The 25,445-nt window shown below is 72.6% G+C and carries 21 protein-coding genes and 1 riboswitch; of the genes, 14 read left to right on the top strand and 7 right to left on the bottom strand.

The features are described from left to right. Positions 1-110: 110 nt before the first annotated feature. Positions 111-1,406 (bottom strand): serine hydroxymethyltransferase, encoded by a 1,296-nt coding sequence (glyA, locus tag ACIQM3_RS05275; RefSeq protein ID WP_401618994.1) that lies wholly within the window; start codon positions 1,404-1,406, stop codon positions 111-113. Positions 1,407-1,445: 39 nt separating this feature from the next. After that, positions 1,446-1,568: riboswitch (ZMP/ZTP riboswitch) on the bottom strand. 176 nt (positions 1,569-1,744) lie between these two features. On the opposite strand from glyA, the gene ACIQM3_RS05270 reads away from it, so the two are divergent. After that, positions 1,745-3,388, top strand: coding sequence for a hypothetical protein (locus tag ACIQM3_RS05270; protein ID WP_401618991.1), 1,644 nt, complete (start codon positions 1,745-1,747; stop codon positions 3,386-3,388). 32 nt (positions 3,389-3,420) lie between these two features. Here ACIQM3_RS05270 and ACIQM3_RS05265 read toward each other — a convergent pair whose 3' ends face one another. Beyond that, complete coding sequence (locus tag ACIQM3_RS05265) at positions 3,421-4,509, bottom strand: Ku protein (protein ID WP_401618988.1); 1,089 nt, start codon at positions 4,507-4,509, stop codon at positions 3,421-3,423. Between the two features lie 59 nt (positions 4,510-4,568). Between ACIQM3_RS05265 and ligD the strand changes: the two genes are divergently transcribed. The 6 genes from ligD (at position 4,569) to ACIQM3_RS05235 (ending at position 12,109) form a co-directional block, all read left to right on the top strand. Beyond that, a complete protein-coding gene (gene ligD, locus ACIQM3_RS05260; RefSeq protein WP_401618986.1) occupies positions 4,569-5,462 on the top strand; it encodes a non-homologous end-joining DNA ligase in 894 nt (297 codons plus the stop codon). A 182-nt stretch (positions 5,463-5,644) separates the two neighbouring features. Beyond that, a complete protein-coding gene (locus tag ACIQM3_RS05255) occupies positions 5,645-7,765 on the top strand; it encodes a PBS lyase (protein ID WP_401618984.1) in 2,121 nt (706 codons plus the stop codon). After that, complete coding sequence (locus tag ACIQM3_RS05250; protein WP_401618982.1) at positions 7,762-8,082, top strand: zinc-ribbon domain-containing protein; 321 nt, start codon at positions 7,762-7,764, stop codon at positions 8,080-8,082. The genes ACIQM3_RS05255 and ACIQM3_RS05250 overlap by 4 nt, the downstream gene beginning before the upstream one ends. A gap of 79 nt (positions 8,083-8,161) precedes the next feature. Then, the gene (locus ACIQM3_RS05245) at positions 8,162-9,526 is read left to right on the top strand and encodes an FtsW/RodA/SpoVE family cell cycle protein (RefSeq protein ID WP_401618980.1); all 1,365 of its coding nucleotides are present in this window, start codon (positions 8,162-8,164) and stop codon (positions 9,524-9,526) included. Further along, positions 9,523-10,980, top strand: coding sequence for a peptidoglycan D,D-transpeptidase FtsI family protein (locus ACIQM3_RS05240; RefSeq protein ID WP_401618977.1), 1,458 nt, complete (start codon positions 9,523-9,525; stop codon positions 10,978-10,980). The genes ACIQM3_RS05245 and ACIQM3_RS05240 overlap by 4 nt, the downstream gene beginning before the upstream one ends. A 79-nt stretch (positions 10,981-11,059) precedes the next feature. Then, positions 11,060-12,109 (top strand): amidase family protein, encoded by a 1,050-nt coding sequence (locus tag ACIQM3_RS05235; protein ID WP_401618974.1) that lies wholly within the window; start codon positions 11,060-11,062, stop codon positions 12,107-12,109. A 7-nt stretch (positions 12,110-12,116) separates the two neighbouring features. Here the strand turns inward: ACIQM3_RS05235 and ACIQM3_RS05230 are convergent, their stop codons facing one another. Continuing rightward, the gene (locus ACIQM3_RS05230) at positions 12,117-12,983 is read right to left on the bottom strand and encodes a hypothetical protein (RefSeq protein ID WP_401618971.1); all 867 of its coding nucleotides are present in this window, start codon (positions 12,981-12,983) and stop codon (positions 12,117-12,119) included. A gap of 76 nt (positions 12,984-13,059) precedes the next feature. After that, on the bottom strand, positions 13,060-13,950 hold the full coding sequence (locus ACIQM3_RS05225; RefSeq protein ID WP_401618968.1) for an ADP-ribosylglycohydrolase family protein: 891 nt from the start codon (positions 13,948-13,950) through the stop codon (positions 13,060-13,062). 122 nt (positions 13,951-14,072) lie between these two features. On the opposite strand from ACIQM3_RS05225, the gene ACIQM3_RS05220 reads away from it, so the two are divergent. Next, entirely contained in the window at positions 14,073-14,387 is a 315-nt protein-coding gene (locus tag ACIQM3_RS05220; RefSeq protein ID WP_401618965.1) for an SCO0607 family lipoprotein, read from the top strand. A 20-nt stretch (positions 14,388-14,407) separates the two neighbouring features. On the opposite strand, the gene ACIQM3_RS05215 is transcribed toward ACIQM3_RS05220, so the two are convergent. Then, the gene (locus ACIQM3_RS05215) at positions 14,408-15,514 is read right to left on the bottom strand and encodes a ferritin-like domain-containing protein (protein ID WP_401618962.1); all 1,107 of its coding nucleotides are present in this window, start codon (positions 15,512-15,514) and stop codon (positions 14,408-14,410) included. Positions 15,515-15,703: 189 nt separating this feature from the next. Here ACIQM3_RS05215 and ACIQM3_RS05210 point away from each other — a divergent pair, with 189 nt between their 5' ends. Genes ACIQM3_RS05210 through ACIQM3_RS05200 form a run of 3 tightly spaced genes read left to right on the top strand, consistent with a single transcriptional unit; the run spans position 15,704 to position 18,731 of the window. Continuing rightward, positions 15,704-16,639 (top strand): diiron oxygenase, encoded by a 936-nt coding sequence (locus tag ACIQM3_RS05210; RefSeq protein ID WP_401618960.1) that lies wholly within the window; start codon positions 15,704-15,706, stop codon positions 16,637-16,639. 41 nt (positions 16,640-16,680) lie between these two features. Further along, positions 16,681-17,472, top strand: coding sequence for a TetR/AcrR family transcriptional regulator (locus ACIQM3_RS05205; protein ID WP_401618957.1), 792 nt, complete (start codon positions 16,681-16,683; stop codon positions 17,470-17,472). A gap of 44 nt (positions 17,473-17,516) precedes the next feature. Beyond that, a complete protein-coding gene (locus ACIQM3_RS05200) occupies positions 17,517-18,731 on the top strand; it encodes a hypothetical protein (protein ID WP_401618954.1) in 1,215 nt (404 codons plus the stop codon). Between the two features lie 34 nt (positions 18,732-18,765). Here ACIQM3_RS05200 and ACIQM3_RS05195 read toward each other — a convergent pair whose 3' ends face one another. Beyond that, positions 18,766-19,770 carry a hypothetical protein gene (locus tag ACIQM3_RS05195; protein ID WP_401618951.1) on the bottom strand — a complete coding sequence of 335 codons (1,005 nt, stop codon included), beginning with the start codon at positions 19,768-19,770 and terminating at the stop codon, positions 18,766-18,768. Positions 19,771-19,907: 137 nt separating this feature from the next. On the opposite strand from ACIQM3_RS05195, the gene ACIQM3_RS05190 reads away from it, so the two are divergent. The 3 genes from ACIQM3_RS05190 (at position 19,908) to ACIQM3_RS05180 (ending at position 24,143) form a co-directional block, all read left to right on the top strand. After that, positions 19,908-20,183 (top strand): hypothetical protein, encoded by a 276-nt coding sequence (locus tag ACIQM3_RS05190; RefSeq protein ID WP_401618948.1) that lies wholly within the window; start codon positions 19,908-19,910, stop codon positions 20,181-20,183. 71 nt (positions 20,184-20,254) lie between these two features. Continuing rightward, positions 20,255-22,819, top strand: a complete 2,565-nt coding sequence (locus ACIQM3_RS05185; protein WP_401618945.1) for a PQQ-binding-like beta-propeller repeat protein — start codon at positions 20,255-20,257, stop codon at positions 22,817-22,819. Between the two features lie 151 nt (positions 22,820-22,970). Then, on the top strand, positions 22,971-24,143 hold the full coding sequence (locus ACIQM3_RS05180; RefSeq protein WP_401618942.1) for an NlpC/P60 family protein: 1,173 nt from the start codon (positions 22,971-22,973) through the stop codon (positions 24,141-24,143). A gap of 57 nt (positions 24,144-24,200) precedes the next feature. Here ACIQM3_RS05180 and ACIQM3_RS05175 read toward each other — a convergent pair whose 3' ends face one another. Beyond that, positions 24,201-25,442, bottom strand: a complete 1,242-nt coding sequence (locus ACIQM3_RS05175) for a styrene monooxygenase/indole monooxygenase family protein (RefSeq protein ID WP_401618939.1) — start codon at positions 25,440-25,442, stop codon at positions 24,201-24,203. Between the last annotated feature and the right edge of the window lie 3 nt (positions 25,443-25,445).

The following is a 25,445-nucleotide window of genomic DNA, read 5'->3' as shown; positions in this document are numbered from 1 at the left end:
TACGGCGGGTCGGCCCCCGCACAGGGCGCAGAGCGGGCGCGCGGAGTCGGGAGCACGGCGTTCCGGAGCAGTCCGGGCCCTGTGTGCCCCGGACTGCTCCGGCGCCCCGGTCAGGCCAGGGGGAGACCCGGCGCCGGATAGGCCTCCATCATGGTCCTCACTTCGTCCCTGACCTTGGAAACGGTCGTTTCATCACCTGTACGAGCGGCATCGACCACAAGATCGATCCACTGCGCGACCACTCCCATCTCGGAGGCCGGGATGGACCGGGACGTCAGGGCGGGGGTGCCGATACGGATGCCGGACGGGTCGAAGGGCTTACGGGGGTCGTACGGAACGGTGTTGTAATTGACGACGATCCCGGCCCGGTCGAGCGCCTTGGCCGCGATCTTCCCGGAGACGCCCTTGCCCGTGAGGTCGGCCAGCAGCAGATGGTTGTCCGTACCGCCGGAGACGAGGTCGAAGCCGCGTGCCGCGAGTTCCTCGCCCAGCGCACGGGCGTTGGCGACGACCTGGTGGGCGTAGGCCGCGAAGCCGGCCCCGGCCGCCTCCTTCAGCGCGACGGCGATGGCGGCGGTCGTCTGGTTGTGCGGGCCACCCTGGAGGCCGGGGAAGACGGCGCGGTCGACGGCCTTGGCGTGCTCGGCGCGGGTCAGCAGCATCGCCCCGCGCGGCCCGCGGAGGGTCTTGTGGGTGGTCGTCGACACCACGTCGGCGTACGGGGCGGGCGAGGGGTGCGCGCCTCCGGCGATCAGTCCCGCGATATGGGCGACATCGGCCACCAGCACCGCGCCGACCTCACGGGCGATCTCCGCGAAGCCGGCGAAGTCGATCACCCGGGGCACGGCGGTGCCACCGCAGAAGATCAGCCTGGGACGTTCGGCGCGCGCCAGGTCGCGCACCTCGTCCAGGTCGATGCGCCCGGTGTCGCGCCGCACGCCGTAGCGCACGCCCCGGAACCACGTACCGGTGGCCGAGACGCCCCAGCCGTGGGTGAGGTGGCCGCCCATCGGCAGCGACATCCCGAGGACGGTGTCGCCGGGCTCCAGGAACGCCAGGTAGACGGCGAGGTTGGCCGGGGAACCGGAGTAGGGCTGGACGTTGGCGTGGTCCATCCCGAACAGCGCCTTGGCCCGCTCGACGGCGAGGGTCTCCACCTGGTCGATGACCTGCTGGCCCTCGTAGTACCGCTTGCCCGGGTAGCCCTCGGAGTACTTGTTCTGCAGGACGGTGCCGGAGGCCTCCAGCACGGCGGCCGACACGTAGTTCTCGCTGGGGATCAGGCGCAGGGTGTCCGCCTGGAGCCGCTCCTCGGCGTCCACCAGGGCGGCGAGTTCCGGATCGGTTGCCGTCAGGGCGGGGCGTGTCGGAGCGGGACGGCGTACATCGGACGGCTGTACGGCCACGGGTTTCCTCCCGGGTCGGTCGCACGGGGCGACGTGGACCCGGACTGCCCAGGCGGACGGCCTCCGGCGATGACTCCCCGGGACGTGCCCGGGGTGTGCCGCTCCCTCGTGGTCGATTCCACGGAGCACCCTTACGGGTACGCGCCAGTCGCGGCTCTCCGCACCTTACTGCGGGGCGGTCCGTTCCGACAGCGTGCGCGCCGGTCGCGGCATCCCGCACCATACCGGCGCCAACGTCCGCAAGAACGCGTGAACGGGCACGAAACTGGGCAGCTTCCCGGGGACCTGACGGGGTTCGACGGTGGGGGGCCGTGATGGAGTCACGTGATCAGTCGGGCATGTCCGAGCCAAGACCCGGGGCCGGGCCGGAGCCGGGACCGGAGCCGGGACCGGAGCAGAAATGGGGGGCCGACCGGCCTCCCGCCCGGCCTCCGGCAGCCGGCCCGCCGCCCCCGGGGGCGGCGATGCGGGCCGTCGCCGCCGGACTGCTCAGCCTCTCCGGCCTGGGACTCGGCCACGTCCTGCTGCGCCGCTGGGGCCGGGCGGCGGTGAGCTGGGCCGCGACGGGTGTCCTCCTGCTCGTCGCGCTGCCCGCGGACCCGGGCGGGGTGCCCGCCGCCCTCGTCGCCGCCCATCTCGTGCTGCTCGTCCTCGCCGGAGCCGACGCGGCCCGGCTCGCCCTGTGCGCGGACTTCGGCCGGTGGCCCCGGCCCGTCCTGGCAGCGGTGCTCGGGCTGCTCCTGCTGGCCGTCCCGCTCACCGGCACGGTGGCCTACGGCTCCGCGCGGGACGAGGCCGTGGAGCAGGAGCTGCTCGACCGTCTGGAGGAGGGCGACGATCTGGTCGCGAAGGCGGCGAAGAGCTCGTTCCTCCTCTCCGCGCCCGACTACCGCTACGCGCTCACGCTCTACCGGGAACTGGGCGAGGACCACCCCGGATCGCGCGCCGGCGCCCTCGTGCCCGGGCGTCTGAAGAGCTATTACGAGGCCGTCGCCACGCCGTACCGCGCGAAGAGGCACTGCGAGGCGGTCGAGCCGCTGACCTATCTGCGCACACTCCCCGACACGGTGGACCGGAAGCTGCTCGGCGGTCTCGCCGGCTGGCCCGACACCCCGCTCGCGGAGTCGCTGTACGGCTGCGGCGTCTCCCGTCTGGCCGGTACGGGGCCCGATTCCGGCAGCAAGGAGCTGGGCACACTGCTGCGCACGTTCCCCGAGTCCTCGCAGGCCGGACAGGTGGGCCCGGCCGTCAGCCGGACGATACGACAGCAGCTCTCCGGCTTGAAGGGCGCCGAGCCCTGCGCCGTGACCGATCAGCTGCGGCGGACGAGCACCATGGTCGCGGAGCTCCCCGAGACCTCCGTGCCCTCCCTGGGACGGCAGGCCGACGCGGGCGTACGGGACGGGGTGTACGCCTGCGGTGTGGACGAGTTCAAGGACAAGCGGTTCACCGAGGCCCGGCAGACCCTGACGGACTTCGCGGACACCTACGAGGAGGACCGGCGCGGGCGGCATGCCCGGGACATCGCCACGGCGGCCGAGATAGCCGAGGTCCGGCCCTCGGCCGGCAGAAGACTGCCCGGGAGCGGCAAGCCAGGTGGCGTCCGCATGGAACTCGTCATCAGCAACGGCGCCCCCAACGACGTCGATGTGCTCTACACGGGCCCGGTCACCGGCACGGTGAAGCTGAAGGCCTGCGGCAGCTGCGAGCGGTTCAGCAGCGAGGCCACCGGCGCCGCAGGCGCCTGCAGGGCGAGCGGCATGTCGTACCCGAAGACGCGGCTGCGGCTCCCGGCGGGCGACTACCACTTCCTGTACAAGCACGGCTCGGGGGCGACGGCGGCCGCCGACAGTTACGCCTCCGGATCCAGCGTCACGCCGGGCTACTCGTATACGAGTTGCACCTACGTGATCGAGAGGGACCCGTACGGACTGGACCTGCCCACGCTGCCGGAGCCGCTGAAGCCGGCGTCCGCGCGCTGAGGACAGCGAGCCTCGGCCGGCGCGATGACGCGTCAGGCCGAGGTGCGCTTCCGCGTGCCGGGGGACGTCTTCTTCGCCGCGGACCTCTTCGCCGCGGACTTCTTGGCGGCCGGCTTCTCCGCGGTCTTCTCGGCGGCCGTCTTCTTCGCGGCCGTCTTCTTCGCGGCCGCCTTCTTCGCCGACGGTTTCTCGGAGCTCTTCTTCGCCGCGGTCCTCTTCGCGGCCGTCTTCCTCGGTGCCGCCTTCTTCGCAGAGGCCCCCTTCGAGGACGCCCCGGTCTTCTTCGCGCCGCCGCCCCGGCCGGAGCCGATGTGGTGGACGTCCGCGACCTCGCCGCCGTCCTCCCCGTGGGACTCCTTCGCCGCCCGCACGCTGCTCTCCAGCGCCGCCATCAGGTCGATCACCTTGCCCTCGGGCTTCTCCGCCTCCTCCTCCGCCACGGGCTCGCCGGCAGCCTTCGCCGCGACCAGTTCCTCGACCGCCTCGCGGTAGTCGTCATGGAGCGTGTCCATGTCGGCGTCGCCGAGGGTGTTCATCAGCGCGTCCGCCAGGTCCAGTTCCGCGTCGCGGACCTTGACGCCGGTCTCCGGGGCGACGCCTTCCGGGGCGCGGATCTCGTCCGGCCACAGCAGGCCGTGCATCGCGATCACGTCGCCGGAGACCCGCAGCATGCCGAGCCGCTCCCGCCCGCGCAGGGCGTACTTCGCGACGGCGACCTTGCCGCTGCGCCTGAGGGCCTCGCGCAGCAGGGCGTACGGCTTGGCGGCGGGGACGCCGTTGGCCGAGAGGTAGTAGGCCGAGTCGAGCTGGAGGGGGTCGATGGCCGAGGACGGCACGAATCCTTCGATCTCGATCGTCTTGGCGGTGGGGAGCGGGAGCGAGGCCAGGTCCTCGTCGGTCACGGGGATCACCGTGCCGTCGGCGTCCTCGTACGCCTTGACGGTCTCGGAGGCCGGTACCTCCTCCTCGTCCAGCTCGCAGACCTTGCGGTAGCGGATCCGGCCGCCGTCCTCGACGTGGATCTGCCGGAAGGAGATCGCGTGGTTCTCCGTGGCGTTCATGAGCTTGACCGGGATGCTGACCAGACCGAACGAGATGGAGCCGTTCCAGATGGACCTCACCGTTCACCCCTTACGCCCGCCACGACCGCATTCATGCGATTTCATGTGATTCTTATCGTATGACGCCGATCACAGAGGTGGAGGGGCGGCGCCTGGCGCTCAGCAATCTCGACAAGGTGCTGTACCCGGCCACCGGTACGACCAAGGGCGAGGTGCTGCACTACTACGCGGCCACGGCGGCGGACGCGATGCTGCCGCACCTGCGCGACCGTCCGCTGTCCTTCCTCCGGTATCCGGACGGGCCCGAGGGGTTGCGCTTCTTCACCAAGAATCCGCCGCCCGGTACGCCCGACTGGGTGCGCACGGCCCCGGTCCCCCGCAGCGACGACCCCGGCGCCCGGCAGGTGCTCGCCCAGGACCTTCCGTCGCTGATGTGGGCGGCGAACCTGGTGGTGGAGTTCCACACCCATCAATGGCGGCAGGACGCGCCGGCCGTGGCCGACCGGATGGTGTTCGACCTGGACCCCGGACCGCCCGCGGGCGTCGTCGAGTGCTGCACGGTCGCCCTCTGGCTGCGGGAGCGGCTGGCGGAGGACGGGCTGTCCTCGTACGGGAAGACCTCCGGTTCGAAGGGGCTGCATCTGCTCGTCCCCCTGGAACCCACCCCCTCCGAGGAGGTGACGGCGTACGCGAAGAGACTGGCGGTGGAGGCGCAGGGGGCACTGCCCGACCTGGCTGTGTACCGGATGACGCGCGCGCTGCGCCCGGGGAAGGTGTTCGTGGATTTCAGCCAGAACGCCGCCGCGAAGACCACCGCGGCGCCGTACACCCTGCGGGCGAAGGGCAGCCCCACCGTCTCCGCACCCGTCACCTGGGACGAGATCGAGGCCTGCGGGGAGCCGGGCGATCTCGTCTTCCTCGCCGGCGACATGACCGAGCGGCTGGAAAGGCACGGGGATCTGCTCGCTCCGCTGACCGACCCCGGGCAGGCCCGGCCCCTGCCGGAGGACTGAGAGGAGCGGAGGGTACAGGGCGCGCACAGCGGTCCCACAGCTCCGGGCGGGCACGGCCAGGAAAGGCCGCAAGTGGAGGGTGGATTGTCCTGGGCGTGGTGCACACTCGGCGCAGACGCTGCTTCGCGGGCACGGCTCCGCCGCGTCCGGGGCGCAGAGGGAAGACACGGGGAGGGTGTGGCGTGTTCACGGGGATCGACGAGGTCGACTGGGCCTCGATGGAGCATGCCTACGGCCCGGCCGACGATGTGCCGGGGCTCCTGTACGGACTCGCCTCCGCCGATCCGGCGGAGCGGGAGAACGCGCTCGACGGTATGTACGGCGCGGTGCACCACCAGGGCGATGTGTACGCCTGCACGCTCGCGTGCATCCCGTTCCTCTTCGAGCTGGCCGTGGACCCGGGGATACGGGACCGGGGCGGCATCGTCGAGCTGCTCACCAGCATCGGCGGCATCGATCTGGACGAGGACGACGAGAACGAGCTGGACGAGGACGAGATCGAGGGCGTGGCCAACTACGCGATGGCCGCGGCCGCCGTGTCCGCCGGTTCCGCCGTGTTCTTCGAGCTGGTGGCCGACGAGGACCCGGGCGTGCGGCTCGCCGCGCCGCTCGCCCTGGCCACCCTGCACGGCCGGCCGGGCAGGGTGCTCGCGCTGCTGCGGGAGCGGCTGCCGGTGGAGGCGGACGACGAGGTGCGGCTCGCGCTCGTCGAGGCCGCGGGCCGGATCGCCCTGCGCCACCGGCCGCTGGCGGGACAGGCGGCCGACTGGCTGAGCCGGCTCGCCGCCGAGGCGTATCCGCCCGGGCTGCGGCTCGCGGCCCTCGCCCAGCTGGCCAGGTGCGCCCCGGACGGGCTGCCCGGTGATGTCGTACGGGTGGTGTCGGGTCTGCTGCGGGAGCTGCGCTCCCGGCCCCCTCGGCCGGAACAGCCGGCCGTGGTGGCGCCGGGCGGTGACGACGCCGGGGCGGACCGGGCCCCCTCACCGACGCTGGTGGGCCAGCTGCGGGAGCTGTCGGCCGAGGAGTCCGCCGGCCGCAGCACTCCGTGGGCCGCCGACCTGCTGCGGACGCTCCACGTCGGCCTGGACGACCGTGTCGACGACCGCACGGCGCTGCTGGCCGACCAGCTGTGCAGCCCGGATCCCTGGCAGCGCATCGACGCCGTACGGATGAGCGGCGGGCTGATCCGGGCCTGGCGCGGTTCGTACGAGGGCCTGGTGCGGCTCGTCGGCGTACAGCTCACGGATCCGGAGCCGCGGCTCGCCGAGGCGGCCTCGCACGTGCTGGAGGAGCTGTTCGGACTGGCGGCGCCGGCGGCCGACGCCCTGGCCGCGCGGGTGGCGGCGGATCCGGGGGCGTGGGTCAAGGAGTGGGCGAGCGGGCCGCCCGGTCTGGGCTCGGCGGTGAAGGCGCTGGCCCGGCTGGGCGACGTCCGGGTGCTGCCCGCCCTTGCGACGGCCCTGGAGCGGCCGGAGGTCCCGCACGACGTGGGGTTCGCGATCCGGTGCCTCGGTGACGCGGCGGCCCCCCTCGCGGGGGCGCTGCGGCGCAGGCTCGGACAGGTCGGCCTGGACGAGGGGGCGTACGACCGGGCGAGCCCGCTGCTCGCCGGGCTGACGGCGCTGCGCGCGGGTGAGGCCGCTCCGGAGGTGCTGCGGGTGCTGCGGGGGGCGCCCGAGTACCGGGGCGAGTGGCTGCGTACGGCGGCTCTGCGGGCGCTGAGGTCGTTCGGGCCGGCGGCCCACTGTGCCGTACCGGAGCTGCGGCGGCTGATCCGCCGGCCCGGGACCGCGGCGGCGACGGAGGCGGCGGACGCCCTGTGGGCGGTGACGGGCGACGCGGGCACGGTCCTGCCGGTGCTGGCCGAGGGGCTGCGGGCGGAGCAGGTACGCGACTGCCGGGCGGCGGCGAGCGCGCTGGGCGGGCTGGGGAGGCCGGCCGAGTCGGTGGCGCCGAGGCTGCGGGGCCTGCTGGCGCACGAGGAGCTGTGGCTCCGGGTCGACGCCGCGATCGCCCTCTGGGAGGTGTCGGGGCGCACCGGTGAATCCGTGCCGGTGCTCCTCTCGGCGTGGGAGAGGAACCGGCACGTCAGAGTCCGGGTGGCGGAATGTCTGGCGCGGATGGGCCCGGCTGGTGCAGGGTCGGACGCGGCACAGGTGCTGCGTGCCGAGCTCCTCTCCGTACGCCGTCACAACGCGATGGACGGCGGCTACGGCAGTCACGACACTTATGAGGACGAGAGGCTGCTGGCGCTCTGCCGGCGGGCACTCCTGGGAGACACGGGGAAAGGAACCACATCATGATCATTTTCGGTACCAAGGGGTATCTCTACCAGCTGGCGGTCCTGACGATGGTGTGCGGCTGGTGCGGCAATCCCGCGGCGCACACCCTGCGCAAGCGGGTCACCAAGTTCACGCTGTTCTTCGTGCCACTGTTCCCGTTCTCGACGAAGTACGCGACGCAGTGCACCTTCTGCGGCGGCGAGCGGCAGATACCGAAGGAGCAGGCCGACCAGCTGCTGGCGCAGGCCCAGGGCGGCCAGGACGGCAGTCCGTACGGCACCGCGCAGCAGCAGCCCGGCTACGCGCCTCCCGGCGGCCAGAACCCGTACCAGCGCTGAAGTGCGCCGGGAGCAGCCGAGGAATGCCACGAAGCTGACATAAGGGAAATAACACCCGCCTCTTGCTACGTTGCGGGGCATGACCGCAACGACGGCGGAGGCACGCCCGCCCGAGCTACGCCTGCCCAAGCGGCGCGGGGTCGAGCTCTCGCTCCTGATCGGGGCCGTGCTCATCTCCGTCTACGGCTACGCCGCCGTCGGCCTCGCCCGGAACGACGCCGTGCCGCCCGATGTCGCCGGGTACGGCGCCGGTCTCGGCCTCCTCGCCCTGCTCGCCCACCTCGCGGTCCGCTTCCGCGCCCCGTTCGCCGATCCGCTGCTGCTGCCCATCGCCGTGCTGCTCAACGGACTGGGCCTGGTGCTGATCTACCGGCTGGACCTGGAGACCCCGAGCGACCGGGCGGCGACGACGCAGCTGATCTGGTCCACGCTCGGGGTCGCGTTCTTCATCGCGGTGGTGGTGTTCCTCCGCGACCACCGAGTGCTCCAGCGGTACGCCTATCTGTCGGTCGCGACCGCCCTCGTCCTCATGATCGTGCCGATCTTCTTCCCGGCGGTGAACGGGGCCAAGATCTGGATCAGGATCGGCGGACTCTCCTTCCAGCCCGGCGAGTTCGCCAAGATCCTGCTCGCCGTCTTCTTCGCCGCGTACCTCGCGGCGAACCGCAACGCGCTCGCCTACACCGGCCGCAGGATCTGGAAGCTCCAGTTCCCCACCGGCCGGGTGCTGGGCCCGATCGTCGCGATCTGGCTGCTCAGCGTCGGCGTCCTCGTCCTCGAACGGGACCTGGGCACCTCGCTGCTCTTCTTCGGCCTCTTCGTGATCCTGCTCTACGTGGCCACCGGCAGGACCGGGTGGATCGCGGTCGGGCTGCTCCTCGCGGCGGCCGGCGCCTTCGCCGTCGGCTCGTTCGAACCCCATGTGCACAGCAGGGTGGAGGACTGGCTGGACCCGTACGCCACGATCAACGCGGGCCAGGGACCCAGCCAGCTCGCGCAGTCCCTCTTCGCGTTCGCGGCGGGCGGCATGCTCGGCACCGGTCTCGGGCTCGGCCACTCCATCCTCATCGGTTTCGCCGCCAAGTCCGACTTCATCCTGGCCACCGCCGGCGAGGAGCTCGGCCTGGCCGGGCTCACCGCGATCTTCCTGCTGTACGCCCTGCTCGTCGCCCGCGGCTTCCGTGCGGGCCTCGCCCTGCGGGACCCCTTCGGACGGCTCCTGTCGGTCGGCCTCGCCTCGATCCTGGCGCTCCAGGTCTTCGTGATCGCGGGCGGGGTGATGGGGCTGATCCCGCTGACCGGCATGGCGATGCCCTTCCTGGCCCAGGGCGGATCGTCCGTGGTCACCAACTGGATCATCGTGGCGCTGCTCATCCGGGTCAGCGACGTGGCCCGCACACCTGACCCCGATACGGAGACCGTGCCGGCCGGGGAGGGACGATGATCCGCCACATCCGGCACGCCGCCGGATTCTGCCTGCTCCTGCTCCTCGCCCTGCTGGCCAACGCCGCACGTGTCCAGCTCTTCGAGGCCGACGAACTCACCACCAACTCCGCCAACCGCCGCACCACCATCGACCGTTACGACCAGCCGCGCGGCAACATCCTGGTGGGCGACGAGCCCGTCACCGGGTCGAAGAACACCGGCGAGCAGCTCGCGTACGAGCGCACCTACCGGCACGGTCCGCTGTACGCGCCGGTGACGGGCTACGCCTCGCAGACGTACGGCACCACGCTGCTGGAGAACGCGGAGGACGGTGTCCTCTCCGGCACCGATCCGATCCTGGCCCCGCTGCCGCTGTGGGGGGACATCACCCGCAGCCGGCAGCCCGGCGGCAACGTCGTCACCACGATCGAGGACTCGGTGCAACGCGCGGCGTACGAGGGCCTGGACGGCCGGCGCGGCGCGGTAGCCGCCCTCGACCCGTCCACCGGCCGGATCCTGGCGCTGGTCTCCTCCCCCTCCTACGACCCCGAGGTCCTCTCCGGCACCGGCTCCGCCGTCACGGACGCCTGGGCGCGGCTCAACCGCGCGCAGAGCCGGCCGATGCTCAACCGGGCCATCCGGCAGACCTATCCGCCCGGTTCGGCCTTCAAGATCGTGACCGCGGCCGCGGCGCTGGACGCGGAGGTGGTCACCGATCCGGACGCGGAGACCGACACGCCGTCCCCGTACGTCCTGCCCGGCACCTCGACCGTGCTGCCCAACGAGGCGCGCGGCTGCGAGAAGGCGTCCCTGGCGGAGGCGATCCGGGTCTCCTGCAACACGGTGATGGCGCATCTCGGCGTCGAGGTGGGGCTTGACGGGATGCTGGAGGCGGTGGACAGGTTCGGCTTCAACGACGACGACCTGAAGATCCCCTCCCGGGTGGCCCGCAGCAATTTCGACTCGGACATGAGCGACGACCAGCTGGCCCAGTCCTCGATCGGCCAGTTCGACACGACGGCGACCCCGCTCCAGATGGCCATGGTGGCCTCGGCGGTCGCGAACGGCGGCGACCTGAGACGCCCCCACCTGGTGGACCGGGTGACCACCGACGACGGGGACACGGTCCGGCAGCAGGGCTCGGACTCGTACCACCAGGCGATGAGCCCGACGACGGCCCAGCAGCTCCAGCGGATGATGGTCGATGTCGTGGAGGACGGCACCGGCACGAACGCGGCGATCGACGGGGTGACGGTCGGCGGCAAGACGGGCACGGCGCAGCACGGGGTCGACAACTCCGGTACGCCATATGCCTGGTTCATCGCCTGGGCGCAGGCACCGGACTCCGGCCGCCCGGCGGTCGCCGTGGCGGTGGTGGTGGAGGACGCGGCGGCCGACCGGGCCGACGTCAGCGGGGGCGGCAACGCGGCTCCGATCGCCCGGGCGGTGATGGAGGCGGCGCTGGAGGACTGAGGGCGGGGCCCGGGGGCGACCGCCCCCGGACGCTGAGGGCTGCGGTCCCGGGGGCGGCCGCCCCCGGGACACTGGTGCCATGACAGCGGCTCTCGAAGCGTCTCTCGCCCTGATCGACCGGCTCGACCCGGAACTGTGCGCGTTCACGGAGGTCTGGCACGAGGAGGCACGGGCCAGGTCGGAGGCAGCGGCCCGTCTCCCGCTCGCCGGGCTGCCGTTCGCCGTGAAGGGCCACGCGGGCATCCGCTCGTACGCCGCCCGCCGGCTGACCGCCGCGGGCGGCGTACCGGTCGGATCGACCTCCGTACCGGGCCCCGGCACCCGGTGGCAGACATGGGGTCAGGGGGCGCACGGCCGTACGGTCAACCCGTGGCGCCCCGACCGGACTCCCGGCGGATCGTCGGCGGGGTCCGCCGTGGCGGTCGCCGCGGGCATGGTGGAGCTGGCGACGGGCAGCGACGGAGCGGGCTCGGTACGGATCCCCGCCGCGTGGTGCGGAGTGTTCGGTCTGAAGACGACGCAGGGCCTGCTGCCCTCCCCCGACCGCACGGGTCTGGCATCCCCCGGTGTCCTCGCGAGCTCAGCGGTACGGGCGGAGGACTATCTGCGCCACGTGACGGACGGGTACGTGCCGCAGCCCGCGCGGCTCCCCGTTCCAGCGGTCTACAGTCCCGACCTGGGCTTCGTCCGGGTCGACCCGGTGGTCGCGGACGTGACACGGCGGGCGGTCGGCCGGCTGGTGGCGGCGGGAGTGGTCCGCCTCCTGCCGGGCTCCTGCGAACTGCTCGACCCTGCGGAGGCGTGGTCCGCGGTGCGCGCGGGGCGCCCGACACCCTCCACCGAGCGGCTCCGCGCCGTCAACAACCGGGCGCTCGACGCCCTTTTCGCCCGGGCACCCTTGCTGCTCACCCCGGTCGCGCCCACGCCGCCGCACGGCCACGAGGGCCCGGGGGACATATACTCCACGGCGCTCACCTGGGCCTTCAACCTCAGCGGCCATCCGGCGGCGAGCCTGCCCGCCGGTTTCACGCCGGACGGCTGCCCGGCCGGTCTCCAGCTGGTGACCGGCCGTGGGACCGAAGCGGCGCTGCTCGGCATGGCCCGCGCCCTGGAGAGCACGCTCGGCTGACCGCCCCTCAGCCGATCGGCTTGCGGATCTCCGCCCGGATCCTGGCCGTCTCCCCGGCGGCCTTCGCCAGGTCGACGGACGTCCCGTCCTGAGCCACCTCGTCGGAGCGGATCACGGCGATCATGGCCGCGGTGTTCCCGTCACCCCAGGCGCACATCGGGGCGTCGGCCGTCACGCCCATGTCGGTGGACCGCACGACCTGGCACTCCACCGTGACGCCGTAGCCGTCGGGCTCGAACTCCTCGGGGGGCACGACCACGGTCGCGCCGTCCGCCTCGGCCGCTCCCTTCAGGATCGAGCCCCGCGTGGACGCGGGGCTCGCCAGCCGCCCGTACAGCCCCGAGAGGACCAGGACACCGCCCTCGTCCGACATGTACTGCGCGATGGCGGCCTTCCCGCCTCGGATGCTGGGGTCGGGCGCGTCCTCGATCTCCTTCCCCTCCGTGTCCGACAGGTCCTGGCTGAGGGTGAACTCCTCGTCCAGCAGCGTCTTCGGAACCACGAGCTCGTGCGTGGCCGCGGGGAACGCCGCGTCGGCGCCCTTGCCGATCAGCGTGAACGCGCCGAAGCCGATCCCCAGGACGAGGACGCACACCCCGAGGACGAGGCCGACGATGAGCCCGGTGCGCGTCTTGCGCGGCTGCTGCGGCTGCCACCCGGGCGTTCCCGGCGGCATGCCGGGCCCACCCCACGGGCCGGGGGCGCCGGGCGGGCCCTGCGGCGGGTACGCCGGGGCCGGCTGCTGCGGCGGGTAGGCGTAGGCAGGCTGCTGCGGCGGGTACGGGGCGCCGGCCGGGGGCTGTTGCCCGTACGGACCGTGCTGGGGCGGGGGCGGCCCGTACGGGCCCGGCGGTGGCTGCGGCGGCATGCTCATGCGCTCACGTTACGTCACTACGGCGAACAGGAATTCGACGTACAGACTGTCGGAACGGCCTGAGTGTCACGCCCCGTCAGCTCAGCGGTTCCCGCCGGCGGCGCCACTCGGCGGGGACGTCCTCCACCCCGGTCGCCGCCCCGACGACGCCTCCGGTGATGGCACACGTGGTGTCCACGTCCCCGAAGCCCTCCGCCGTCGACCACAGGGCGGCCTCCAGGTCACCGGGGTGCCGGGCGGCGGTCCACAGTGCGAACGGCACGGTGTCGTCGGCCCTGATCCGGCTCCCGTTGCCCAGGAGGTCGGCGGCCTTCCACGGCTCGGCGGCGAACGGCACCTCCGCCGCACGGAGCACGCCGTCGCGCACCAGCCCCTCCGGTGTGCGGCCGGCGACCGCCTCCAGCGTGAACTCCCCACGCGCCGACAGCGCCGCGGCTACCGCGACCGCCACCGCGCCGGCGACGCCCTCCGGGTGGGCGTGGGTGACGACCGCCGAGAGCACGGCCTGCTCGGCGGCGTGCCCGAGGTCCGCGTGGAAGCGGGCCCCGAGCGGCGCGACCCGCATCGCCGCTCCGTTGCCGAGGCTGCCGCCCTCGAAGAGCCCCGGCGCGAGGGTGCGCCAGTCGCCCGGTGAGGTCAGCAGCTCCGGCAGCAGCACGTGCATGCCGTGGCCGTAACCGCGGGCCTGGTCCGCGTCGAAGGCCAGGGCGTAGTACAGGGCGAGCCGGTCCTGCTCGACCTGCCCGTACTCGTCGAGGACCCGCTGCAGGGCCAGCGCCAGCGCGGTGTCGTCGGTCCAGTGCCACACGGGCTCGTGCGGGGTACGGCGCGCCCGGACCTCGGCGTAGGCCTGCCGGGGCGGCCGGAAGAGCGGGAACCACCGCTCCCCGAAGGCGTCGCCGAGGGCGAGTGCTTCGAGGCTGCGGCAGGCCGCTGCGGAATCACCATGGCCGGGAGGCGTGTTCATGGCGCCATCCTCCGCCCGCGCACCCGGTACGTACACCGGATATGAGTACGGAGGCTCACGCTTCTCCTCTCCGGCCAAGGCAGGCTGGGCACCGTCAGTCACCCACCAGAGGGAGCCCCGCCATGCGCACGGCCAACCGACTCCACGCCCCGTCCCGCACCACGCTCGGGCTCGCCCTGGCCGGCGTGACGGTCGCCCTGCTCACCACCGCCTGCTCGATGCAGGACGCCGTGTGCGGGGGCGGCGAATACCCGGTCCTGGCGGTGGGAAGCGCCGGCAGTGCGTGCGTGTCCGACGACGAGGAGCCGCCCAAGGGCTACGCCCGCTACCCGGAGGGCAAGGTCCCGGAGCGCGTGGACGACAAGTGGTACACGTACTGGGAGACCCGGACCATCGACGAGAACGGCAGGACCATCGAGATCCCCGAGGAGGGCTGAGGCTGCGCCACGGCCTCCGTTCAGTCCGTCCCGCCCTCCGCGATCGCCTCCGCGACCTCCGCGACCCGCTCCTGCTCCTCCACCGCGAAGCGCTCCCGGTCGAGCTGCTCGGCTATCTCCTCGTCCTGGGCCATCAGGAGGTCCAGATTCGAGTCACCCAGCTCGAAGACACCCATGTCGACGTAGGCCTTCTGGAGCCGCTCACCCCAGAGGCCGATGTCCTTCACGCAGGGGACGATCCGGCTGAAGAGCAGCTTGCGGAAGAGCTGGAGATACTCCGAGTGCTCGGAGAGATCCTTGGCCTCCTGCTTGCCGATGCCGAAGTTCTCCAGGACCTCGACACCGCTGAGCCGGTCGCGCATGAGGTAGCAGCCCTCGATGACGAACTCCTCGCGCTCGCGCAGTTCGGCGTCGCTCAGCTGCTTGTAGTAGTCGCGCAGCGCCATCCGCCCGAAGGCCACGTGCCGGGCCTCGTCCTGCATCACGTAGGCGAGGATCTGCTTGGGCAGCGGCCTGGTCGTGGTGTCCCGGATCATGCCGAACGCGGCGAGCGCGAGCCCTTCGATGAGGACCTGCATGCCGAGGTAGGGCATGTCCCAGCGGGAGTCGCGCAGGGTGTCGCCGAGCAGCCCCTGGAGGTTGTCGTTGACCGGGTAGAGCATCCCGATCTTCTCGTGCAGGAAGCGGCCGTAGATCTCCGCGTGGCGCGCCTCGTCCATGGTCTGGGTCGCGGAGTAGAACTTCGCGTCCAGGTCGGGGACCGACTCCACGATCCGCGCGGCGCAGACCATGGCGCCCTGCTCACCGTGGAGGAACTGGCTGAACTGCCAGGAGGTGTAGTGCTTGCGCAGTTCGCCTCGGTCCCTCTCGGTCATCTTCGCCCAGTGCGGGGTGCCGTAGAGGGTGAGGGCCTCGTCGGGGGTGCCGAGCGGGTCGGCGGGGTCGACCTCCAGGCTCCAGTCGATGCGCTTGTTGCCGTCCCACTGCTTGTCCTTGCCCTTCTGGTAGAGGGCGAGGAGGCGTTCGCGGCCGTCGTCGTAGTCCCAGCTGAACCGGGCCGCACCCGTGGCAGGCACCTGCCATGTCGGCGCGGGGGGTGGGGTGGTGTAGAGGTCGTGTGTCGACACGGACAGCTCCTTCGCCCGGCGAGGATCGTGCATTCCGTGGTGCTGACGTCAGTTGGCAGGTTCACACGTTGGTAGACGCGCGGTCAACAAGTCGGGCGCGAGGGATTGACTCCCTTGCTGACAGGCAGTCTCATAATTCATGAGCGGAAACTTGACCGCCGGTAACCCCTCTGCGAGGTGTCTTCAGCCGTGACGACAGTGACCGACGAGGACTTTCAGGCGCTGCGCGATGCGCTCGGTCCCCTCAAGGACCGCGAACAGGTGGCGGCCCGCCTGCTCGAGGCCTCGGCCAAGCACTCCTTCGACCCGGACACCGAGCTCGACTGGGATTCGGCCGTCGAGGACGGCAAGTGGTTCTGGCCGCCCGAGCTGGTCTCCCTCTACGACACCCCGCTGTGGCACAAGATGTCCGAGGAGCAGCGGATGGACCTGGCCCGCCACGAGGCGGCGTCGCTGGCCTCGCTGGGGATCTGGTTCGAGATCATCCTGATGCAGCTGCTCGTCCGGCACATCTACGACAAGTCCGTGACCAGCAAACACGTCCGCTACGCCCTCACGGAGATAGCCGACGAGTGCCGGCACTCCATGATGTTCGCCCGCATGATCGAGTGGGGCGGCGCTCCCGCCTACCCGGTCCCCCGGCGCTACCACAACCTGGCGCGGGTGCTGAAGACCGTCTCCACCACCCCCGGTTCGTTCGCCGCGACCCTGCTCGGCGAGGAGATCCTGGACTGGATGCAGCGGCTGACCTTCCCCGACGACCGCGTCCAGTCGCTCGTACGCGGCGTGACCCGCATCCATGTGGTCGAGGAGGCGCGGCACGTGCGCTACGCACGCGAGGAGCTGCGCCGCCAGATGGTCACCGCGCCGCCCTGGCAGCGCAGGCTCACCCGGCTCAACTGTGGTGAGGCGGCACGCGTGTTCTCCGTCTGCTTCGTCAACCCGCAGGTGTACGAGAACGTCGGCCTGGACCGCCACGAGGCCGTCGCCCAGGTGAAGGCGAGCGGCCACCGGGCGGAGGTCATGCAGACGGGAGCGAAGCGGCTCACGGACTTCTTCGACGACATCGGCGTCCTCAACGGGGTGGGTCGCAGGCTGTGGAAGAGCTCGGGTCTGCTGGCCTGAGGCCGGCCCCCCTACTGGGGGTAGCGCTTAGGCTTCGGAGTATGACCTCCGCACCCGCAGCACCGCCGGCCCGCGCATACCGACGGCTCGGTGTCGAGGAGCGCCGCGCCCAACTGCTGGGCGCGGCGCTCACGCTCTTCGCCCACCGGGCGCCGGACGACGTGTCGATCGACGAGGTGGCGGCAGCGGCCGGGGTCTCCCGCCCACTGGTCTACCGCTACTTCCCCGGCGGCAGGCAGCAGTTGTACGAGGCGGCCCTCGGGTCCGCCGCCGACCAGCTGACGCTCTGCTTCGCGGAACCCGCCGTCGGGCCGCCGACCGAGCGCGTCAGCCGGGTCCTCGACCGCTACCTCGGCTTCGTCGACCAGCACGACGCCGGCTTCAGCGCCTTGCTGCGCGGGGGCAGTGTGGCCGAGACCTCGCGCACCTCCACGATCGTGGACGGTGTGCGCCGGTCGGCGGCCGAGCAGATCCTGCTCCACCTGGGCCGGGGCGGCGGCCCGGGCCAGGAACCCGCCGGGCCACGCCTGCGGATGATGGTGCGCACCTGGATCGCGGCCGTGGAGGCGGCGTCCCTGATCTGGCTGGACGAGGAGAAGCAGCCGGCCGCCTCGGACCTGCGGGGCTGGCTGGTCGACCACCTGATGGCCCTGCTCGCGGCCACGGCGGCCTCGGACCAGGAGACGGAGGCGGTGGTGGCGGACCTGCTGGGCCAGGAGACCGCCGACGGCCCCGCCGGGCGGCTGGCGACACTGATCATCCCGGTGGCCGGCCGGGCCGCACACCTGCTGTCCCCTGAGGACGCGGCACCCGGGGCCGGGCCGGTGGACTGATCCCCGGGGGTAACCCGCATGCCGGCGGTCGCTAGTCTGCCCGGATGCGTGACGGGGGAAGCAACGACGACAGTGGCGGCTTGGACGACGCGGCAGCCGACGGCACAGGACCCGGCGGCCGGCTGCGCCGGCTGAGGGCGCACCGGTCGGCCGTCTTCGCGGCGGCGTTCCTGGTCCTCGCGGCCGGGGTGACGATTCCCCTGGTCCTCTCCGGCTCCGACGACTCCTCCGAAGGGGCCTGCCACCGCCTGCCCGCCTCGGCCCGCGCGCTCGCGGACGACCCCGGGGCAGCCACCGAGGCACTCGATCCCGGGGACGATCTCGCGGGCATCGGAGCGGCGAGGAAGCTCCTGAGGCACGAGCACGTGTGCGGTGACGGCGCGCAGGTGCTCGGGCACATCGTGGACGGCGCCACGCGTGCCACGGGCCCCGGCAGGCCGCACACCGTGGCGCAGGCCCGGGCGGCCTACGCGGTGGCGTCCGCCGTGAACGACATCGAACTCCCGGAGGGCCTGGCGCCGGGCATGGCCCGCATGGTGGCCGAGTACGTGGTGGACGCCGGACGGGACCACTCGTGGGCCTGGACCAAGGCCCGCGGCCCCGCCGCCGGGCCGGAGAAGGCACGGCCCGACGCCGACGGCTATGCGAAGCTCGGCCGCTTCCTCGCCCCGGGCGAGGCGCACGCCGTCTTCGAGTACGCCGACAGCAGCGTGGACGCGGACCCGGACATCGAGGACCTGGTCGAGGAACTCAGCAAGGACCCGGAGGCATTCGCGATCCTCTACGACGCCGAGCGGGCCGGCCTCGCGCACTACCTGGAGCGTCTCACCGACGACGGCGGTGACCCGGACTTCCGTCCCCCGTCGCGCCCGGACAGCTCCACCCCGACGGGCTGGCCCGACAACGACCTCGAGGCCATCGCCGACCGCGTAGGCACGCTCATGAAGTACCGGGCCGAGTACGCCAGGAACCGCACCATCCCCGATCTCGCCGCGTTCGACCGCGCCGTACGCCGCCACACCCGCGGCACCTTCCGGCCCGCCGGGAAGCAGCTGGACTCGCGTCCGGCGATGGGCGACATCGCCGACCGGCCGGTGGCCGGGCCGATGGAGGGTGACCTCACCGACGGCCGGCACCAGCTGTTCACCGTGCTGGACGACTGGGCGAAGGAGCGTGGCGTGCCGGTGCGGCGTGCCACGGCCATGAAGCAGCAGATGGACAACTCCTATGTCCGGGCCCTGTGGCTGCGGCTCTTCTGAGGCCCGCCCGCGCTCCTGCTCGGCCGGCGGCCCGTCAGAAGTGGAAGCGCAGGCCGGAGCAGCCGCGCCGCCGTACCTCGTCCTCGGCGAACAGTTTCAGCATCCGCTGTCTGTCCGTTGCCCCGACCCCCGGGATGTCATCGGACGCCACAAGCGCGTAGTTGGCGGCCTCGCCCTGGCACTGCGCGGTGGCGGTCATGGACGAGGGCACCCCCGCTTGCTCGTGGGTGGCGACGCGGTTGCTCCAGTCGCCGTACCAGGAGGCGAGGAGGAGCCTGGGGAAATCCTGCGTATCCTTCCCGTCCTCCGCGGGAACCAGATCGCAACGACCGCTGGGTGCAGCGTTGTTGGCTCCCACGGCGATCTGCCAGTCACCGTCCGTGGGCAGCCCCGCCTTGGTCGCCCAGCCGCAGGCCGTCCCCTCGGCCCGCGCCACCGGCACCCGCTTCCGATCGTCTTCCGGGTCGGCCAGCGGTGCCGCCGGCTCCGGGACCTTCAGGGGCTTTGCACCACAGCCGAGTCGGTCCGAGGCCGCGCCGGTGAGCGCTGCGGCCGTCCGGTGGGCGGCTCCGGGGATTCCGGTGAGTACGTCCCGCCCCATGCTGACACGGACCAGAAGCTTGCGCTTCCTGCCGTCGTCGTCCGCGGGCAGGTCCGGGCAGGGCACGAGAAGGAGAACGGCCCCGTAGTGGTCCACGAACCCCGGCATCCCGTCCGGCAGCGGTGCCTGCAGTTGGAATCCGCGCTCGAAAGCGGACTTGAACTCACGGTCCTGGTCGTCACGCCGGGTGTACGCGGCCACCGAGACGAACCGGTCACCGTCCGACTCCCCGCCCGCGAGGGTGACCTCGCAGGTGTAGGAACCAACCCCCTCTGTGGTCGTCGACTCCTCGGAATCCAGGAAGGAGTCCTCCGGCGTCAACTGCTTCGCGGCGTCCCGGGGAAGCCCTCCGCCGCAAGCGTCGCCGATCAACGCCCACTCCTTCACGTAGGGCTGCGCCGCATAGCCGCCCACGCACAGGACCACAGCAGCCGCCACCGACACCTTCACCCAGCGCCGCATCCGTCCCCGCCCCCGTCGCACCGATCGGATTTCGGCCCCACCAGGGCCGTACGTACTGGCCGCACCCTACGGGCCGAGGGGCCACGCCCCGCCGCCTGGGTCAGACTGGCACCGTGAAAAGCGAGAACACGCCCTTCCGCGGCGGTCCCCTGGACGGCCGGGTGCTGCCCGTCCTGCTCGGGCCGACCGGCCATCCGCCCAAGTGGTACGAGGTCCCGGTGCCGGACGCCGACGGCGGGCCCGCCACCGTGTACGCCTACCGGCGCGCTCCGGCGGGCTATTCGAAGCGGCTCGGGCTGCAGCGTGGCTGGGTGTACGAGTACGCCCCGGAGGGCCGTGAGCGCTTCGCCCCCAAGTGGCCCTGGACCAGGCCCCGCAGCGGGTCCTGAGCGGTATCGCGGCCCCCGCCCGTAAGATCTGCGCTCAGGTGCCGAGGGCACGGTCACAAGGGGGGTGCGCCATGGAGGCGCTGCGTCAGGACGATCCACGCCACTTCGGCCCGTACACCACGCTGGCGCGCCTCCGCGAGAGCGCGAGCGCCGTGCACTTCCTGACCCGGGGCGAGGACCGCGACGATCTCGCCGTAGTGACGGCGGCCCGGCCCGCCCTCGCCTCCGTGCCCGCCTTCCGGCGCCGCTTCCGGTCCGAGGCACGTACCGCCGAGCGGCTGGCCGGCGGCTGGGTGCAGCCGCCGCTCACCACGCCGGACGACGACAACCTGTGGACGGCCACGGCCTACGTGCCCGCGGTGACGCTCGCCGAGGCGATCGGCCTCGCGGGCCCGCTGCCCGAGCGTGCCGTACGGATACTGGGCGCGGGTCTGGCCGAGACCCTCTCCCGGGTCCACGCCACCGGGGCCGTGCTCCAGGGGCTCGCGCCGGAGACGGTGCTGCTGGCCGAGGACGGCCCCCGGCTGACCGCGTTCGGGCCTCTGGGGGCCGCCGCCTCCGCCGAGGCCCGGGAGGGCGGGCAGCTGTCCGTACGGCTGGGCTACCTCACCCCCGAGCAGGTCGAGGGCAGGGACGTGGGCCCGGCGTCCGACCTGTTCGTCCTGGGCCTGCTGCTGGCGTACGCGGCGACAGGGACGACCCCGCTCGCCGAGGGCCCCGCGGAGGAGGCAGCGGAGCGGATCGCACACGGGTCCGCCGAACTCGGCGACGTACCCGACGATTTGCGCGCGCTGATCGCACGCTGCCTGGCGAAGGACCCGGACGACCGGCCCGGGGCCGGAGCGGCCGCCGCCGAACTGGCACTGGAGGGCGCGGCGGGCCTCGCCAAGGGCGGCTGGCTTCCCGCGCCGGTGTCGGCTGCCGTGACGGACCAGGCGGCGCGGGTGCGTGCGCTGGAGGCGCCGGTCCGCGCAGAGGCGGCCGGGGCCCCCGGGCAGGACGACGGCGAGCCCACCGACGCGGTGCCCACGGACAGCGGCGACATCGGCGAGGACAGCCGGACCACCCGTTTCCTGGGGACCGGGGCGGGCGCACCGCGCTCCGACCGGGCCACGACACAGCTCGCAGTCCCGCAGGAGGCGGCCGCGCCCGTACCCCCGCACTCCCCGCCGCCCGCGTCCGCCCAGCCGTACCCGTACGCCTATCCGTCCGCCGCACCGCAGGGCGCCCCCGCCGTATCCGCGCCGTTCCCCCAGGCACTGCCCGCCGCTCTGCCCGCCGCCGCGCCGGCGGCCGCACCGCGCCCCGCGGCCGCCCCGGCCACCAACCGGCGCGCACTGCTCACCACCGTCGCCGCCGGTGCGGCCGGGCTGGTCCTGGGCGGGGCGGCCGTGTCCGTCCTCGGGTCCGACGAGCCCGCCTCGGCGGCCGACGACAAGCCGGCCGCCGAGCCCCGCCCCTCGGTCCCGGGCCGGGCGCCGGATCCCCGGTGGATGTACAGCCACCCGGCCGCCGCGCCGGCGCCGCTCACCGCGGGCGTCTGGCGGGACGAGCTGCTGGTGCTGACGGACACGGCCGGGGCGACCGCCGTGGACCTCCGGACCGGGCGGAAGATCTGGGAGCGCGCCGACGCCGCGGGTGCCCAGGGGGTCCTGGCGGCCGGGGACGGCCTCTGCTTCCTGGCGAGCCCCACCGAGTTCCTCTGGCTGTCGCCGAAGGACGGGCGGATCGCGCACCGGGTGCGCTTCGTGGACCAGTTCACCGGCGTACCGAACATGAAGGTGGCTCCGCTCACCGGACTGTCCGGCTCGGTCCTCTGGTTCACCGGCTCCCACACCGTCACCGAGAAGGCGCCGAAGCCGAAGAAGGGCAAGAAACCCGGCAAGGACAAGCAGGTCGTCAAGGCGTACTTCTTCGCGTACGACATCGTGCGGCGTGAGGAGCTCTGGCGCGTCGCCGTCCCCGCCGGCCGGGCGCCCGGCACCCCGGCCTACCGGCTGACCGCCGTCAGGGACGCCGACATCGTCGTACGCCAGGAGTCGGGCACGCTCACCGCCGCCGACGCGGCGGCGGCCAAGGGCAAGGCGTCGTTCCGCTGCTTCGACCGCACCACGGGCAAGCAGCTGTGGACCCGTCAGTTCGGCAACCTCGCACCCGGCGGCGCGGCGGCCGGTGACGGGGAGGGGCGGCTGTACGGCGCGGTCGGCGACGATCTCCAGTCCTTCGAGACGGGCACGGGGAAGCCCGTCTGGACTCTGAACGGCACCGAGTCGTCCGTCTTCGGCACGCCCGTCCCGGCCGGGACACTGCTCCACACCACCAATCGCAACCAGGAGGTCGGCGCGGTGGAGCGGACGACCGGAAAGCAGGTCTGGCGGCGGTCCACCGAGGTTCCGCTCGGTGGCGACGCCCCGCTGCTCACGCTGAGCGGTGGCGGGAAGACGCTCCTTGCCGCGGACGCCTCCCAGGTGACCGCGTTCGCCGCGGCGGACGGGCGCCGGCTGTGGAAGTTCCAGGACATCGGGGCCCAGGACCCGAAGGGCGCCACGGTCAGCGCGCCTTACAGGGTGCTGGCCACCGGGAAAACGGCTGTCGTGCAGCGCGAGCGGGCTTTCTACGCGTTCCCCGTGGCGTGACTTCCAGGCGTCCACCGTTCGGGGCATCCCCCCGGCGGCACGCCGGGCGGTGCTTGCATCACCCGGGACCGAGTGACCGGATGGACGAGATCCGAGCACTTGTGGGGTAGTCCGATTAATCGGCCTCACCCCTGTCACCGGAGGTGATGTCGTGTCACGCAGGTTCGCGCGCACCCTCTGCACCGCGGCCCTGGCCGCGGTCTTCGCCGCCTCCCCCGCCGTCGCCGAGCCATCGGGACCGAAGCCGGCGCCCGCACCGGCCCCCGGAGCACCGGGGAGCGTCGCCGGCCTCCTGAAGCAGCTGCAGACGCTCTACCGGAAGGCCGAGGAGGCCGGTGAGCTCTACAACGGCACCGAGGAGGAGCTGAGGAAGCGGACCGCCGAGGCCAGGAAGCTCCGCACCGAGCTGGCCGAGGCCCGGAGCGCGCTGAACGCCGGGCGCCGGGACGCCGGACGCCTGGCGCGCGACCAGTACCAGGGGAGCACCGACTTCTCCGTGTACATGAGGCTGCTGCTGGCCGACGACCCGGCCCGCGCCCTGGAGCAGAGCCATGTCATCGAGCGCGCCCAGGCCGGCCGGTCGGCCGTGGTCGACCGGCTCACCGGCGCGGAGAAGCGCGCCGAGGTCCTGGCGGCCAAGTCCCGGGCGGCGCAGGAGCGGCAGCGGGTGCTGGCCGGGCGGCAGAAGAAGCAGCGCAACACCGTGCGGTCACGGCTGAAGGGCATCGAGGCGATGCTGGCCTCGCTCTCCGCGGAGCAGCTCACGGCTGTGGCGAAACTGGAGGAGAAGAACATCGGAGCGGCCCAGGACGCGCTGACCGCGTCGGGAGCGCTCAGCTCCGTCCGCCCGCCGTCCGAGGAGGGCGGCGAGGCGGTCCGCTACGCCGTCGAACAGATCGGCAAGCCCTACGTGTGGGGTGCGGAGGGGCCGGAGTCGTACGACTGCTCCGGGCTCACCTCGCAGGCCTGGTCCACGGCGGGCAGGGCCATCCCGCGCACGTCGCAGGAACAGTGGCGGCAGCTCCCGAAGGTGCCGGTCGGCTCGCTGCGCCCCGGCGACCTGGTGGTCTACTTCCCGGAGGCGACCCACGTCGCTCTCTACATCGGCGACGGCCTCGTGGTGCAGGCACCCAGGCCCGGCGCCACGGTGAAGGTCTCGCCACTGGCGTCGAACCCCCTGCTGGGGGCCGTACGCCCCGACCCGGGCGGCGAACCGCTCAGCACGTACACGCTCCCCGAACTGCCCGAGGGCGCCACCTCGGGGGCGGACACGGGGTACGACGCCCAAGGCGCCCCGGACTCCCCGGACACCCCGGAAGCCTGAGAACCGGGCCTTCACGCCCTCGTGACGGACGTGAGGGCCCGGTTCCCCGCGCGGGCGTCAGCCCTGCGCACCCGTGAGCGAGCCCAGGTACGCGTTCGTCTTCTCCGGCTCGAAGAAGAAGTTGTCGAAGTCCGCCGGGTCGTTGAACCCGTTGGCGAACCGGTCGGCGGCCGGCTGGAGCTGACCGGACGCGCCGATCAGGTTCAGCACGTGCTCCGGCGGCGGGGCGAGCATCGCGTTCGTCCACTTCACGACGTGCTGGGTGTTCTCCCAGTGCCGCTCGAACGTGGCCTCCATCCACTCCTCGTCGAACGGCCGGTCGCCGTGGTCCAGGATCGAGTGCAGGTAGGAGTGCGCGCACTTGGACGCGGTGTTGGAGCCCTGGCCGGTGATCGGGTCGTTGGCGACGACCACGTCCCCCACACCGAGGACGAGGCCGCCTCCGGGCAGCCGGCCGACGGGCTTGCGCACGGTCGGGGCGTAACGGCCCGCCAGTGTGGCGTTGGCGTCGGTCAGCTCGACCTTGGTGGCGCGTGCGTACTCCCACGGGGTGAACCGCTCCATCAGCTCCAGGGTCTTGGCCAGGTGCTCCGAGGGGTCCTTGATGCCCTGGAAGGCGTCGAGGGGGCCGCCGGGGATGCCCTCCCAGAACAGGATGTCCGCGCGGCCCGACGTCGTCAGGGTCGGCATGATGAAGAGCTCGCCGACGCCCGGGACCAGGTTGCACCGCACCGCGTCGAACTCCGGGTGCTCCGGGCGCGGGCCCAGGCCGTGCACGTAGGCGACGGCCAGTGCCCTCTGCGGGGCGTCGTACGGCGAACGGGAGGCGTCCCGGCCGAACATGGAGACGAGCTCCCCCTTGCCGGCCGAGACCATCACCAGGTCGTAGGTGCGGGAGAAGTAGTCCAGGTCGGAGACCGCGGCACCGTGGATGACGAGCTGGCCACCGCGCTGGGCGAACGTCTCCATCCAGCCGGCCATCTTCACGCGCTGGTCGACGGACTGGGCGAAGCCGTCCAGCTTGCCGACCCAGTCGATGACACGCGAGGAATCCGGCCCTGCGACCGAGACGCCGACACCCTCGATCTTCGGAGCCTGTGACTCCCAGAAGTTGAGCTGGAGATCGCGCTCGTGCTGGAGAGCCGTGTGGAACATGCACTGCGTCGACATGACCCGGCCCGACCGGATCTCGTCGGCGGTGCGGTTGGACATAAGGGTGACTTCGTACCCGTTGGACTGCAGTCCGAGGGCGAGCTGGAGACCGGACTGGCCGGCTCCGACTATGAGTATCTTCCGCATCGC

It is taken from the genome of Streptomyces sp. NPDC091271 (genome assembly GCF_044757505.1).
In the GTDB taxonomy this organism is placed as follows: domain Bacteria; phylum Actinomycetota; class Actinomycetes; order Streptomycetales; family Streptomycetaceae; genus Streptomyces.
Note: the sequence above shows the minus strand (reverse complement) of the source record. Positions and strands in the feature narration are given on the sequence as shown.

Coding starts and splice junctions, on each gene's coding strand:
- ACIQM3_RS05270 (WP_401618991.1), top strand. CDS start 1,745: ATGTCCGAGCCAAGACCCGGGGCCGGGCCGGAGCCGGGACCGGAGCCG.
- ligD (WP_401618986.1), top strand. CDS start 4,569: ATGACGCCGATCACAGAGGTGGAGGGGCGGCGCCTGGCGCTCAGCAAT.
- ACIQM3_RS05250 (WP_401618982.1), top strand. CDS start 7,762: ATGATCATTTTCGGTACCAAGGGGTATCTCTACCAGCTGGCGGTCCTG.
- ACIQM3_RS05245 (WP_401618980.1), top strand. CDS start 8,162: ATGACCGCAACGACGGCGGAGGCACGCCCGCCCGAGCTACGCCTGCCC.
- ACIQM3_RS05240 (WP_401618977.1), top strand. CDS start 9,523: ATGATCCGCCACATCCGGCACGCCGCCGGATTCTGCCTGCTCCTGCTC.
- ACIQM3_RS05235 (WP_401618974.1), top strand. CDS start 11,060: ATGACAGCGGCTCTCGAAGCGTCTCTCGCCCTGATCGACCGGCTCGAC.
- ACIQM3_RS05230 (WP_401618971.1), bottom strand. CDS start 12,983: ATGAGCATGCCGCCGCAGCCACCGCCGGGCCCGTACGGGCCGCCCCCG.
- ACIQM3_RS05225 (WP_401618968.1), bottom strand. CDS start 13,950: ATGAACACGCCTCCCGGCCATGGTGATTCCGCAGCGGCCTGCCGCAGC.
- ACIQM3_RS05220 (WP_401618965.1), top strand. CDS start 14,073: ATGCGCACGGCCAACCGACTCCACGCCCCGTCCCGCACCACGCTCGGG.
- ACIQM3_RS05205 (WP_401618957.1), top strand. CDS start 16,681: ATGACCTCCGCACCCGCAGCACCGCCGGCCCGCGCATACCGACGGCTC.
- ACIQM3_RS05200 (WP_401618954.1), top strand. CDS start 17,517: ATGCGTGACGGGGGAAGCAACGACGACAGTGGCGGCTTGGACGACGCG.
- ACIQM3_RS05185 (WP_401618945.1), top strand. CDS start 20,255: ATGGAGGCGCTGCGTCAGGACGATCCACGCCACTTCGGCCCGTACACC.
- ACIQM3_RS05175 (WP_401618939.1), bottom strand. CDS start 25,442: ATGCGGAAGATACTCATAGTCGGAGCCGGCCAGTCCGGTCTCCAGCTC.